This window comes from Idiomarina rhizosphaerae, from assembly GCF_024159085.1.
GTDB lineage: Bacteria > Pseudomonadota > Gammaproteobacteria > Enterobacterales > Alteromonadaceae > Idiomarina > Idiomarina rhizosphaerae.
Window position 1 is genome coordinate 26,299 of record NZ_JAMZDE010000007.1, and the last position, 13,359, is coordinate 39,657.

The following is a 13,359-nucleotide window of genomic DNA, read 5'->3' on the forward strand; positions in this document are numbered from 1 at the left end:
TCGTCTAGAAACTTCAAGATCAGTCTGTTAATTGCAATTATAGAGCTTCGGCAATGGGTTCCGGCCAGACACCACACTGAACTTTAGCAATGTGGTCACTTTGTAAAATTTGCATCACCACCCGTGACTGCCCTATTCCCCCTCCAATAGTTAAAGGCAGTTCACCCGCTAACAATGACTGGTGCCAGGGGAGCTGGAGCTTTTCTTCCTGTTGACTAATAGCCAACTGACGCTTTAATGCCTGTTGGTCAACACGTATCCCCATAGACGAAAGCTCCAGCGCGTCATCTAATGCCGGATGCCAGACAAGAATGTCGCCGTTCAAGCCGGTACTGCCCTGCTCGTTAACCGAACTCCAGTCATCGTAGTCCGGTGCTCTGACGTCGTGCGCATGACCATGACTCAGCTCACCACCTATGCCCACCAGAAATACAGCTCCATACTGTTTAACCACCTCGCGCTCCCGCTGTTTTGCGGTAAGGCTTGGGTAAGCAGTGATCAGGTCTTCTGCATGCACTACATGGATCGTCTCCGGCAAAGTGCTCCTGCCACCGTGTTGTTCAATATATTGTTGCTCGGTTTGGCGCAGAGCATCATAAATACGCTCAACTGTCTGAATCAGAAACTCCAGCGAACGCTGCTCTTCAGTAATGACTTTTTCCCAGTCCCACTGGTCAACGTAAACAGAATGTACGGAACTCAGGGCTTCTTCGTCGGGTCGCAAAGCTTTCATCTGCGTAACAATGCCTTCTCCGGCGCCAAAGCCGTAACGACCCAGGGTATAACGCTTCCACTTAGCCAACGAATGAACTACTTCATAATCTTTATCGGGCACGGCTTTTACTTTAACTGCAACCGCCTTTTCCCAGCCCGACAAATCATCCTGAACGCCACTGCCCAATTCACTTAGTAATGGCGACTGCACTTCAATAAGTCCTAGCTGAAGCTGCAACTGCTGAGTAAAGCAGGCTTTTACGAACTGAATTTTCTGTTGCTGTAACATGTATTGTGACTTCATAAATACTCCGAATCGTTAACAAAAGAATAAAAACACGATTCAATTAATACCTTTTATGTTTATTTATTCAATAACGTTTAACAAAAATAGCTTTACTTATTATTTTCCGTTAATTTATACCTAAGTTAATTAACGAAGCTTTAATAAAACATGAAAAAATCACCTGAAAATTATCAAATTGATGATCTGGACCGTTCCATACTAAGAACTCTGATGGAAGACGCACGTATTCCTTACGCTGAGCTGGCCAAACGCTATAAGGTGAGTCCGGCCACTATTCACGTGCGGGTTGAAAAAATGAAGCGTGCCGGGATTATTGAGGGTACGCGTTTACAGGTTAACGCCAAACGCTTAGGCTACGATGTCTGTTGTTTCATTGGCATTACCTTGAAAAGCGCGGGCGACTACCCGGCAGCAATTGAGAAACTGGAAAAGCTCGAGGAAGTTATTGAGGCTTACTACACCACCGGACAGTACAATGTTTTTATTAAAATTATGACGCCGTCAATAAACGAGCTACAACACACGCTAATCAATCGAATTCAGGCTATCGATGAAATACAGTCGACGGAAACGCTCATTTCATTACAGCAGCCAATTAACCGGGACATACAGCCATGACAGCGCAGAACTGCATAAACAGTGGATAGAAGGCTTACTGGTTGACTACTACGACCCCATGTACGACTACCAAATGAAAAAGCGATAAGCATCGCTAAAAATCTGCGACCCGCCGAAAACAACAGTCAATGCGTTACGCTTTTGTTATGGTGTTGTCATAATAACACCAAGGGGATCTATCTATGTTGAAGCGAATGTTAAGCCGTGTCACCGCGGCCGCATTGGTCATCGTTGCCCTGCCTTCTATGGCAGCAACAAAAGACCTTTCTTACTACCTGCCACAGGATGTCAGTTACAACCCAGAAATTACCAAGCCTAAAGATGTACTCGGTTATCAGGTTGGTGAATGGCATGCCCGCCCCGAGCAAATTGTAAAGTATATGGAAGTTCTGGCCGAAGAGTCGGATCGTATTACGTTGGAAGTAACCGGTCGCACACATGAGCAGCGTCCTTTGTTACTTCTTACCGTCACTTCTGAGAAAAATCACGAGAATATTGATGACGTTCGTGAGCGTCATTTGGCAGCCGCTGATCCAAGCCGTGATGCCGACCCGGACAATACCCCGGTGGTCATGTACATGGGCTACAGTATTCACGGGGACGAATCGAGCGGCAGTAATGCAGCAATACTGTTTGCTTATTACCTTGCCGCCGCTGAAGGGGAAGCCGTGGATGAGCTTTTGAATGATTCAGTTATTCTGCTTGATCCGGCATTTAACCCGGACGGTCTTGCCCGCTTTGCACAATGGGCAAACCAGCACCGCAGTCAAAACCTGGTTGCCGACCCTCAGCATCGTGAGCACGTACAACCTTTTATTCGTGGCCGGGTCAACCATTACTGGTTCGATATGAACCGCGACTGGCTGTTACTGCAACACCCTGAATCGCGCGCGCGTATCGCTAACTTTCAGAAATGGAAGCCAAACGTACTGACCGATTACCACGAAATGGGAACCAACAGCACGTATTTCTTCCAGCCGGGTATTCCGTCTCGCAAAAATCCGTTAACACCGGATGAAAACGTGCGCTTAACCGAAATTTTGGCAGCAGAACATGCTGACTCGCTGGATGATATTGGCAGCTTGTATTATACCGAAGAATCATTTGATGACTTCTATTATGGCAAAGGCTCCACCTACCCTGACATTCAGGGTGCCGTAGGTATTTTATTTGAACAAGCCTCCAGCCGCGGACATCTGCAGGATTCGGTTAATGGTGAGGTCAGCTTTCCGTTCACTATTCGTAACCAGTTTGTCGCCTCACTCAGTACCATTTACGGCACACACAAAAACAAAAGTCGTTTTATTGAGTTTCAGGAGCGTGCTTACGACGAAGGTATGGAGGCCGCACAAAAAGCCAAGTTTGAAGGTTATCTAATTGGTGACTCAAGCGATCCTTCTCGTGTAGAAGGCTTACTGGAAATCTTTAAACAACACGGTATTAAAGCTTATCGTGTAGAAAAAGATATTGAACAGAACGGCACTCAGTTTAAAGCCGGAAGCAGTTATTATATCCCTCTGGCTCAAGCTCAGTATGGTTTGATTCAGGGAATATTCAGTACGCGCAAGAACTTCCCGAACAATACCTTCTACGATGTTTCAGGCTGGACTCTGCCATTAGCCTTTAACGTGCCATTTGAGACTCATCGTGGTCGTATTCAAATTGCGGATAATGCCTGGGATGCACCAAAACGCAAGACGTCGGCTCTCACTGATGCCTACGCTTACGCATTTAACTGGAACGATTACTTCGCTCCGGGTTTATTACAAGAGTTGCTGGAGCAGAACATTCACGTTCGTCAGACAACAAAACCCTTCACTGTAGAAGGTGAACAAGGCCGTCAGGAGTTTTCAGCCGGTTCTATTGTTGTACCTAAAGCCTATCAGCAACGGGAATGGCGCGATGTACAACGCCGTCTGGCTACCGCAGCAAAAGAAAAAGGTATTCAGGTAACCTCTATCGAGACCGGATTAACACCTGAAGGTGTTGACCTGGGTAGCCGCAATATTCAACCGGTAGAAAAGCCCAGCGTAATGATGCTGACCGGCGCGGGTGTTAACCTTTACGAAGCTGGGGAAACCTGGTACTACCTTGACCGCCATGTCGGTATTCCATTGTCGATGGTTGATACTGAACGTTTATCCAGAGCTGACTTAACCCGTTATAGCCATATTATTATGGTGGACGGACATTACAGCAATTTAGATAAACAACTGCGTAAAAAAATTCAAAACTGGGTAAGCCAGGGTGGAACAATAATTGGTCAGCGTGGTGGTGCTGAATGGTTAGCAGAAAATGGTCTTCTGCAAACTCGCTTTATTGATGACGCAGTCTTCCAGAACGCTTTTGCTAAAAAGCGGCTAAGTTACGAAGAGCGTGACGATTTCTACGCCGAACAGCGAATTGCCGGAGCCATATTCTCAATGGATGTAGATACTTCTCACCCACTATTCTTTGGTTTTCCGCGTGACCAAATGCCGGTATTCAAGAATTCGGCTGCCGCCATGGAAGAACCTGAGTCGCCTTTCGTTTCAGTCGCTCGCTATTCGGAGCAACCTTTAATCAGTGGCTATACGGATGAGCGCAATCGCGAAATACTAAAAGGTAAAACCAATATTGCTGCCCATCGTTTAGGCAGCGGTCAGGTTATTGGTTTTGCCGACAACATTAATTTCCGAGCCTATTTTTGGGGTACAGCTAAGTTACTCAGTAATGCTATTTATTTAGCTCCCCGTATTCAGGTTTACGCGAAAAAACTGGACGATAAAGCGGCAGCTGATGCCGCCGCTGAAGCGCATTAATTAATCAGCTTCTGTATAATAAAAACCGCTAGGACTTTTTGTCTTAGCGGTTTTTTTACACTTACATATAGTGGTTATTTTACAAATCATGGTCTACCTTACTAATTGAATCTTCTAAATTAATCAGTGAGGTGAATATGTTACGTTGGGTTCTTATTTTTCTAGCCGTGGCTGTAGTGGCTGCTATTTTAGGCTTTGGTGGAATTGCCGGAACAGCAGCTGGAATAGCCAAAATTATCTTCTATATCTTTATCATCCTCTTTGCGATTTCTTTAGTTGTTCGCCTTCTTCAGGGGAATAAAAGGCTTTAAATGTTTTAGCCTTTGATAGATATTAGACATTGGTCGTATGCCAACCGTTATTGAGTTTACGCTACAATAACGGTTGGCATTTTTCGTTATCTGTCTAACACTACAACAATGAGGCTCTTGCCATGAACGCAATCGTAATGATGGTTCTGGGTTTAGGCGCAATGTTTCTCGGTTATGTTTTTTACTCTAAATTTATTGCTGAGAAAATTTTTAAGCTTGATCCTAACTTCAGAACACCCGCTCACGAATTAGAAGACGGAGTCGACTTCGTCCCTACCAATAAATACGTTCTGTGGGGCCACCACTTTACTTCTGTAGCCGGTGCAGCACCTATCATTGGTCCTGCCATCGCGGTTATCTGGGGTTGGGTACCTGCTTTCTTATGGGTTATTTTCGGTACCATATTTTTTGCTGGCGTACACGATGCTGGCGCAATCTGGGCAAGTAACCGTAATAAAGCCAAATCTATTGGTAACCTGACTGGCGATGTTGTTGGCAAACGCTCTCAAACGCTGTTCATGATCGTTATCTTCCTCGTGTTGCTGATGGTCAACGCGGTTTTCGCTACTGCTATTTCAGGTCTGCTGATTAAATTCTCCAGCTCAGTAGTGCCGGTTTGGGGCGCTATTTTTGTCGCACTTATTATCGGACAAATTATTTTCCGTAAATGGATGGGCTTAGGTGCAATATCCATTATCGGTGTACTGGCACTGTACGCACTTATCTGGGCAGGTCCTTCATTCCCAATTGAATTGCCGGAAACGGTAATGGGCATCAGTGACAACGCACAATGGGTTCTTATTCTGTTTGGTTACGCAGCCATCGCTTCGGTATTGCCCGTTTGGATGTTGCTTCAGCCTCGCGACTACATCAACGGCCTACAGCTATTCATTGGACTTATTTTGCTTTACGGCGCAACTTTATTGCTGGCTCCGGAAATTTCAGCTCCGGCCTTCAATAGCAATACTCCGGAAGGCACGCCGTCAATGTTGCCGCTGTTGTTTGTCACCATAGCCTGTGGTGCCATTTCAGGCTTCCACGGATTAGTTGCATCAGGCACAACCTCTAAGCAACTTGATAAAGAAACCGATGCCCGTTTTGTAGGCTACTTCGGTGCCATTGGTGAAGGTTCATTATCACTGGCGACTATCATCGCTGCAACAGCCGGTTTTGCGACATTAGCTGACTGGGAAGCTGTCTACTCGTCCTTCGGACAAGGTGGTGTATCAGCTTTCGTCGAAGGTGGCGCTAATATTATTAGTCAAGGGCTTGGCCTGGACATTGGCGTATCAGAAACCCTGCTAACGGTAATGGCTGTGCTTTTTGCCGGTACCACAATGGATACTGGATTACGTCTGCAACGCTATATTTTCCAGGAATGGGGAAGCTTATATAACATTAACTGGATGCAAAAAGCATTTCCGGCAACGATGCTTGCCGTCGGCAGCTGCTTATTGTTAGCCTTCGGTGCTGGTGGCGCAGACGGTTCCGGCGGCTTAGTTATCTGGCCTCTGTTCGGGACCACAAACCAGTTATTAGCAGGGTTGACCTTGTTGGTTATTACGGTCATGTTGGTGCGCTTAGGCCGACCAATGTATTACACCTTAATACCGTTGATTTTCCTGTTGATAATGACAGTCTTCGCTCTTATTGTTCAGCTTAAGGATTTTTATAACAGCGGTGACTGGTTCTTAATGGGTCTGGATTTAGTGGTGCTGGTTGCCGCTATCTGGATTGCTCTTGAGGCTAGCGCAGGCTTAACTAAAATCCGTAAGGAACAAAAAGCCCAGAAGCAGCAATAAAAGTAACTGGAGTAAGTAGCATGAATATACAGTCAGTGCGCCGTTGGTTCAGCCGGGCGAGTGATTTGGCCAATGAGTTTTATAATGCGCCCTATCGTTCTGCTATTGCCCGGGCAAAGCGCGATGAAGATGACTTATTCATGCTACTGGTTTTTTCTGAAATGATGGGCGTGCCGAATCCGGCCGCCTATTATACTTTAGAGTTACAGCCATTAATGCTGGAACGCTTCCACGAATGGCATCAACGTATGGGGATGGAACACTCACCTCTCGACCATTTCCGTTGTTGCTAATTTTATAACCCGACCAAAAACAGGGTTCATTTCTCATGTTGTTAAGCGATAAAAAAGTTTTATTAATTGGTGGTAAAGGCGGAGTTGGTAAAACAACAGTGTCTTCTGCTCTGGCGGTTTTAGCTGCCCGCCAAGGTAAAAAAGTACTGCTGGTTTCAACCGACCCGGCACATAGCCTGGCCGATGTATTCGACAAAAAAATCGGCGATAAAAAAACTGTCATGCGCGAAAATTTAACCGCATTAGAAATTGATCCTGACCACGAAGTTAAAGCTCATATCGATCGCGTCAGTTCTCAAATGAAACGTTTTACTAACCCCGATCTTTTCCCCGAAATTGAACGTCAAATGCGTTTAACCCAGCAGTCACCGGGTGCTCAGGAAGCTGCTTTGCTGGAACGAATTTGCAACGTTATTGATGAAGCGGAAAAGGACTATGATTTACTGATTTTTGATACAGCCCCAACCGGGCATACCCTGCGTTTACTTACGTTACCCGAAGCAATGGCTGCCTGGACTCAGGGTATGCTGCGTTCGCAAAAGCGCTCTGAAGACTTCGACTCAGTTCTTGAGCACTTATCGCCTAAAGCCGGTAAAGACATTAATAACCCAATGGCTGACCCTAAAGACAATGCCAGCGACGGTATGACGGACCGAACCAAAGCAATTACAGAACAACTATTAACACGGCAGAGGCTTTTTCAGCGAACCCGACGCTTATTGCAGGATAGCAATTATACATCCATCCTGTTTGTGCTGACACCCGAGCGGCTGCCTATTCAGGAAACGGATCGGGCATTACAATCGTTAACCGCAGAAAAGTTACCTGTTGGCGGTGTTGTCATTAATCGAATTTTGCCTGAACAGGCCGACGGCAGCTTTTTGGCCAAACGCAGGCTTCAGGAAAAAACTTACATAGAAGACATTCACAAACGTTTTAAAGCATGGCGAAATTACTCTCTTTATCTGTTAGAAGAAGATGTGCAAGGTCTCGACGCATTAGAAGCCTTTGCAAATAATCTGGAGCAAGCAGGATTTTCTTCCTAACTGCCATTTTTTTGTCATCGCTTTCTCTAATAATACGTATACAGTGTGATTGTTGTTAATTAAGGAGAAGACTATGCGCGCTGTAGGATACAAAGAATCACTTCCGGCCGAAGATCCGAATTCACTGCTGGATATTACTGTCGATGACCCTGTTCCGGGAGCAAACGATTTACTGGTTAAAGTTAAAGCCGTAGCCGTTAACCCGGTTGATACCAAAATCAGAATGCGCATGGCGCCTGAATCTGGCCACAAAATTATTGGCTGGGATGCGGTCGGCGAAGTTGTCTCTACCGGAGATAAAGTAACAGGATTTAAAACCGGAGACCGGGTTTGGTACGCGGGTGACTTAACCCGGCCGGGTTGCAATGCACAGTTACAAACGGTTGACTACCGTATTGTGGGCAAAGCCCCGACAAACCTCGATGATACTCAGGCCGCCGCCCTTCCCCTGACCAGTATTACTGCCTGGGAAGTTCTGTTCGATCGCTTACAGGTTGATAAACCTTCACCGCATAACAAAAGAACTCTGTTAGTCATTGGCGGAGCCGGTGGCGTTGGATCTATCTTAATTCAGCTTGCCGCTCAGCTAACCGATGTCACCATTATCGCTACGGCCTCCCGCGCAGAATCTCAACAATGGGTTAAAGCTCTTGGGGCTGACCATGTTATCAATCATTACGACGACTTAGCCGAGCAAATAGAGTCTGTTGGCGCCTCGCCGGTAACCGATGTGGCCTGTTTGACTCATAGCGAACAGTATTTCGCACAATGCATGAAATTAATGGCTCCTCAGGGTCGTTTTTGCCTTATAGATGATCCGTCAGAAAGTATCGACATTACCCTGATGAAACAAAAAAGTATCAGTTTGCACTGGGAGTTTATGTTTACCCGTTCTATGTTTACTACAGCAGACATGATAAAGCAGCAGGAATTACTGAACCATATAGCCAAAATGGTCGAAAAAGGCCAAATCCGTTCGACTCTGGGTAAAACCTTTGGCGAAATGAACGCAAATAACCTCCGAATGGCACATCAGGCTTTAGAAAGTCATAAGACCATCGGAAAAATAGCGCTAACTGTCGCTGAATAGTTTTACAAACATACATGAATGTATGTATAATTCCGGATTGATATAAATTAATAGGTCAGAGGTAATTTAATGAACACGCGTTTTAGGTTTGCCCCCATTTTTGCCGCGGGTCTTCTGTTAACGGGAGCACTAACCGCATGCAGCGACCAACAACAGCAGCAACAAGGTCAGCAGCAAGCAGCTCAGGTTGAAGTAATTACCGTCACGCCTGAGTCAATCAGTCTTAGTACCGATTTGCCTGGGCGTACAGCTGCCTATAGAGTTGCTCAAGTTCGTCCACAAGTTAGTGGCGTATTGTTGAAACGAACTTTTGAGGAAGGAACTTTTGTAGAGAAAGGGCAACAACTCTATCAAATTGATCCTGCCGTTTACGAAGCAGAATTAGCCAGTGCCGAGGCCGAAGTTGAAAGTGCAAAAGCTGTACTGCGCAGCTCAGAACTTCGTTATAAGCGCTTTCAGGAATTACTTGAAGAGAACGCTGTCAGTCAAGACGAATTTGATAGCGCAGAAGCCACTTTTTATCAAAACAAAGCGGCTGTTTCAGTAGCTGAAGCCCAGTTAAAAAATGCCCGTATTAATCTTGAGTACACGAAAGTCAATGCCCCTATCAACGGTGTTATTGGCCGCTCCAATTTCACTGAAGGTGCATTATTAACAGCGTCGCAAACGGAACCTTTGGTTACTATTAATCAACTGGATCCAATTTATGTTGATATTAACCAGTCCAGCAAACAATTTATGAAATTACAGGCCGATATAAAATCTGGCCGTATTCAGGCGAACGAAAAAGGTAATGCTACCGTTCGCTTAAAATTAAATGGTCTGGATTACGATCAAAAAGGTGAATTGCTTTTCTCTGAAGTCAGCGTCGATGAAGACACCGGCGCTATTCTATTACGTGCTGAGTTCCCTAACCCCGATAAAACACTGTATCCCGGCATGTTTGTGCGTGCCGAAGTTAGTGAAGGTACTATCAGCTCAGCGATTAAAGTACCGCAAATGGCAGTAACTCGTGACCCCAGAGGACGACCTTATGTCATGCTGGTAAATGATGACAAAAAAGTTGAACAACGGATGATAACGACGGAACGAGCAATAGGCAGTAGCTGGTTAGTTTCTGAAGGACTCAAAGAAGGTGACACCGTAGTCACCTCGGGCCTACAAAAAATTCGTCCGGGCGCATCGGTGACTATCGATTCATCTAACTCTGAACAGCAGCAGTAAGGGAAGTCAGTAATGGCCAAGTTTTTTATAAATCGCCCGATATTTGCCTGGGTTATCGCGCTGCTGACCATGATGGCCGGCGCAATCGCGATGCTGCAGCTCCCTATTGCTCAGTATCCGACTATCGCGCCGCCTGCAGTCGAAATTCAGGTGAGTTACCCTGGCGCTAATGCCGAAACCGTTTCAAATACCGTTACCAAAGTTATTGAACAGAATATGACAGGTATTGATAACCTGCTCTATTTCTCTTCTCAGAGTAACTTTGGCAGCGCTACCGTTAGCCTGACTTTTGCTTCAGGAACCGATCCTGATATTGCTCAGGTGCAAGTTCAGAACAAGCTTTCTCAGGCAACCCCCCAGTTGCCTCAGGAAGTTCAGGCTCAGGGTATTACCGTTAATAAAGCGAGCAGCTCGTTCTTAATGGTTGCCGCACTCGTTGCCTCTGACGACCGTTACTCTCAAACCGACTTAAGTGACTATATTGCGTCAAATATTCAGGACCCAATAGCCCGTACAACCGGGGTTGGTAATGTTCAACTCTTTGGTTCTCCCTACTCGATGAGAATTTGGGTCGATCCTTCCGCGTTGGTTAATTACGGCCTGACAATGGCCGACCTGAAAAGTGCTATTCGGACACAAAATGCTCAGGTGGCAGCCGGTGAACTCGGCGGCACACCAGCCGTCGAAGGTCAACGTCTTAATGCGACAATTATCGCGCAAACTCGTATGTCTGATGTCTCTGAGTTTGAAAACATCACCTTAAAAGTGTTGTCCGATGGTTCTCAGGTTCGTCTTAAAGACGTTGCTGAAGTCGAAAAAGGCGCAGAAAACTATTCCATTCAGGCGAATTATAACGGTAAGCCGGCTACAGGTTTGGCGATTAACCTACAAACCGGAGCTAATGCATTGGAAACAGCTGATGCAGTAAAAGCCCGAATGGCTGAACTAGAAGAGTTTTTCCCTGATGGAATGGAGTTGGTTACAGCCTACGATACAACACCTTTTATCAAAATATCGATTTCAGAAGTGGCTCAAGTTTTAATCGAGGCCATTATTCTGGTCTTCCTGCTCATGTTCGTTTTCCTGCAAAACCTACGTGCAACCTTAATACCCACCTTAGCAATACCAGTGGTTATTCTGGGAACCATGGGTGTCATGGCATTAGCAGGTTTCTCAATTAACACCCTGACCATGTTCGGGATGGTGCTGTCTATCGGTCTGTTGGTTGATGACGCCATCGTAGTTGTAGAGAACGTTGAGCGCTTAATGTCTGAAGAGGGCTTGTCACCCAAACAGGCAACGATTAAGTCGATGGGGCAAATTACCGGCGCACTTGTTGCTATCGGTGTTGTTATGGCTGCGGTATTTGCACCTATGGCCTTCTTCCCGGGTTCTACGGGTGCCGTTTATCGACAGTTCTCACTGACCATCATTACCTCGATGGGTCTGTCTGTTCTTGTCGCTATCGTGTTCTCACCAGCATTGTGTGCCACCCTGCTGAAACCGGTTAAGCACGATAAAAATAGTGGCTGGGGCCCGCTTGGCTGGTTCAACCGTACCTTAGAAAAGTGGACCGAGAAATACACCAGTACCATTCACTCAATCTTACGTCGTACTGTACGTTTTGGTGTGCTTTATCTGGGTATTATCGGTATTCTGGTGTTCTTATTCATGAAATTGCCATCGGCCTTCTTACCCGACGAAGACCGTGGTGTATTTTTGACACAGATGCAGTTACCGGTCGGCTCTACTATTGAGCAGTCAGTTAATACCATGGATAAAATAGAAAACTACTACCTTAACCAGGAAGATGCGGTTCAGTCGGTATTTTCTGTTGTTGGCTTTAGTTTTTCGGGACGGAGCCAGGCTAATGGTATCGCCTTCGTACGTCTAAAAGACTGGAGCGAGCGTGACGAAAGCCAGAGTGTTGAAGCCGTTATTGGACGAGCTTTTGGTTACTTTGCTGGAATTAAAGAGGCGATGATATTTGCCTTTAACCTGCCTCCAATTCCGGAACTTGGTGTTTCCAGTGGTTTCAATCTGTTCCTGCAGGATCGCGGTAATCTTGGTCATGCTGGCTTATTAGAAGCCCGTAACCAGTTACTCGGAATGGCAGGACAGAACGACAAGCTGGTGCAGGTACGTCCAAACGGGCTTGAAGATGCACCACAGTTGCGTATTGATATCGACTTTGAGAAAGCTCAGGCTTTGGGACTGACTATTGCCAATATCAATGAAACCTTAAGCACAGCCTGGGGTTCATCCTACGTTAACGACTTTATCGATCGAGGCCGGGTTAAAAAAGTCTACTTGCAGGGCCAAGCAGAATCGCGCATGTTGCCTGAAGATATCAACGAATGGTATGTCAGAAATAACCAGGGTGATATGGTGCCATTTAGCTCATTCTCGACCTGGGAATGGACTTATGGTGCCCAGCGAGTTGAAAGCTATAACGGTGTTTCTGCAATGGAAATTCAGGGGCAGGCTGCTCCGGGAGTCAGTACCGGCGAAGCCATGATTGAAATGGAGAAGATGATTGCAAAGCTTCCTCCGGGCATTGGTTTCGAATGGACGGGTATTTCTTTACAAGAACGTCAATCTGGTGATTTTGCGCCTATCCTTTATAGCGTATCGCTGATTGTTGTATTCCTGTTCCTGGCCGCCCTGTACGAGAGCTGGTCGATACCATTCTCAGTCATGCTGGTCGTTCCTCTGGGTATTCTGGGTGCTGTCGTTGCTGTTATGCTTCGCGGTATCTCTAACGATGTTTACTTCCAGGTAGGTCTGTTGACAACCGTTGGGGTGTCGGCAAGGAACGCCATACTAATCGTTGAGTTTGCGAAAGACTTGCAGGCTCAGGGTAAAGAGCTACTGGACGCGACGCTGGAAGCCGTGCGCTTACGTCTGCGCCCTATCCTTATGACGTCCTTAGCCTTTATCTTTGGTGTTATGCCTCTGGCGCTAAGCGATGGTGCAGGTGCAGCAAGCCGTAATGCCATCGGTACCAGTGTTATAGGCGGAATGATTGGCGGTACTGTACTGGCGATCTTCTTCGTACCATTATTCTTCTATGTTGTGCGGCGAATATTCCCGCCCAAACAAGCTGAAGAATAACGAATAGCAGAAACAAAAAACCCGGAGCTCAACTCCGGG

The 13,359-nt window shown here is 46.2% G+C and carries 11 protein-coding genes; 10 read left to right on the forward strand and 1 reads right to left on the reverse strand.

What is annotated here, in order from left to right; translation table 11 throughout:
• Positions 1–37 precede the first annotated feature (37 nt).
• Positions 38–1,018 carry an aspartate--ammonia ligase gene (asnA, locus tag NJR55_RS07755; RefSeq protein WP_253619324.1) on the reverse strand — a complete coding sequence of 327 codons (981 nt, stop codon included), beginning with the start codon at positions 1,016–1,018 and terminating at the stop codon, positions 38–40.
• Positions 1,019–1,168: 150 nt separating this feature from the next.
• Here asnA and asnC point away from each other — a divergent pair, with 150 nt between their 5' ends.
• From asnC to NJR55_RS07800, 10 genes are all read left to right on the forward strand, one after another.
• Entirely contained in the window at positions 1,169–1,639 is a 471-nt protein-coding gene (gene asnC, locus NJR55_RS07760; RefSeq protein ID WP_110014010.1) for a transcriptional regulator AsnC, read from the forward strand.
• Positions 1,572–1,727 carry a hypothetical protein gene (locus NJR55_RS13810; protein ID WP_476733801.1) on the forward strand — a complete coding sequence of 52 codons (156 nt, stop codon included), beginning with the start codon at positions 1,572–1,574 and terminating at the stop codon, positions 1,725–1,727. Before asnC ends, NJR55_RS13810 begins: the two co-directional genes overlap by 68 nt.
• A 94-nt stretch (positions 1,728–1,821) precedes the next feature.
• Positions 1,822–4,440: a M14 metallopeptidase family protein gene (locus NJR55_RS07765; RefSeq protein WP_253619327.1), complete on the forward strand. Its 2,619-nt coding sequence runs from the start codon at positions 1,822–1,824 to the stop codon at positions 4,438–4,440.
• A 137-nt stretch (positions 4,441–4,577) separates the two neighbouring features.
• Entirely contained in the window at positions 4,578–4,751 is a 174-nt protein-coding gene (locus NJR55_RS07770; RefSeq protein ID WP_016341288.1) for a DUF1328 domain-containing protein, read from the forward strand.
• Positions 4,752–4,873: 122 nt separating this feature from the next.
• Complete coding sequence (locus tag NJR55_RS07775) at positions 4,874–6,553, forward strand: carbon starvation CstA family protein (protein ID WP_253619329.1); 1,680 nt, start codon at positions 4,874–4,876, stop codon at positions 6,551–6,553.
• Positions 6,554–6,573: 20 nt separating this feature from the next.
• Complete coding sequence (locus NJR55_RS07780) at positions 6,574–6,846, forward strand: cory-CC-star protein (protein WP_011233950.1); 273 nt, start codon at positions 6,574–6,576, stop codon at positions 6,844–6,846.
• Positions 6,847–6,881: 35 nt separating this feature from the next.
• The gene (locus NJR55_RS07785) at positions 6,882–7,892 is read left to right on the forward strand and encodes an ArsA family ATPase (RefSeq protein WP_253619332.1); all 1,011 of its coding nucleotides are present in this window, start codon (positions 6,882–6,884) and stop codon (positions 7,890–7,892) included.
• A 73-nt stretch (positions 7,893–7,965) separates the two neighbouring features.
• Positions 7,966–8,982, forward strand: a complete 1,017-nt coding sequence (locus NJR55_RS07790; protein ID WP_253619334.1) for a zinc-binding alcohol dehydrogenase family protein — start codon at positions 7,966–7,968, stop codon at positions 8,980–8,982.
• A gap of 69 nt (positions 8,983–9,051) precedes the next feature.
• Complete coding sequence (locus NJR55_RS07795; protein ID WP_253619336.1) at positions 9,052–10,206, forward strand: efflux RND transporter periplasmic adaptor subunit; 1,155 nt, start codon at positions 9,052–9,054, stop codon at positions 10,204–10,206.
• A 12-nt stretch (positions 10,207–10,218) separates the two neighbouring features.
• Complete coding sequence (locus tag NJR55_RS07800) at positions 10,219–13,320, forward strand: efflux RND transporter permease subunit (protein ID WP_253619338.1); 3,102 nt, start codon at positions 10,219–10,221, stop codon at positions 13,318–13,320.
• Positions 13,321–13,359 lie beyond the last annotated feature (39 nt).

Coding starts and splice junctions, on each gene's coding strand:
- asnA (WP_253619324.1), bottom strand. CDS start 1,018: ATGAAGTCACAATACATGTTACAGCAACAGAAAATTCAGTTCGTAAAA.
- asnC (WP_110014010.1), top strand. CDS start 1,169: ATGAAAAAATCACCTGAAAATTATCAAATTGATGATCTGGACCGTTCC.
- NJR55_RS13810 (WP_476733801.1), top strand. CDS start 1,572: ATGAAATACAGTCGACGGAAACGCTCATTTCATTACAGCAGCCAATTA.
- NJR55_RS07765 (WP_253619327.1), top strand. CDS start 1,822: ATGTTGAAGCGAATGTTAAGCCGTGTCACCGCGGCCGCATTGGTCATC.
- NJR55_RS07770 (WP_016341288.1), top strand. CDS start 4,578: ATGTTACGTTGGGTTCTTATTTTTCTAGCCGTGGCTGTAGTGGCTGCT.
- NJR55_RS07775 (WP_253619329.1), top strand. CDS start 4,874: ATGAACGCAATCGTAATGATGGTTCTGGGTTTAGGCGCAATGTTTCTC.
- NJR55_RS07780 (WP_011233950.1), top strand. CDS start 6,574: ATGAATATACAGTCAGTGCGCCGTTGGTTCAGCCGGGCGAGTGATTTG.
- NJR55_RS07785 (WP_253619332.1), top strand. CDS start 6,882: ATGTTGTTAAGCGATAAAAAAGTTTTATTAATTGGTGGTAAAGGCGGA.
- NJR55_RS07790 (WP_253619334.1), top strand. CDS start 7,966: ATGCGCGCTGTAGGATACAAAGAATCACTTCCGGCCGAAGATCCGAAT.
- NJR55_RS07795 (WP_253619336.1), top strand. CDS start 9,052: ATGAACACGCGTTTTAGGTTTGCCCCCATTTTTGCCGCGGGTCTTCTG.
- NJR55_RS07800 (WP_253619338.1), top strand. CDS start 10,219: ATGGCCAAGTTTTTTATAAATCGCCCGATATTTGCCTGGGTTATCGCG.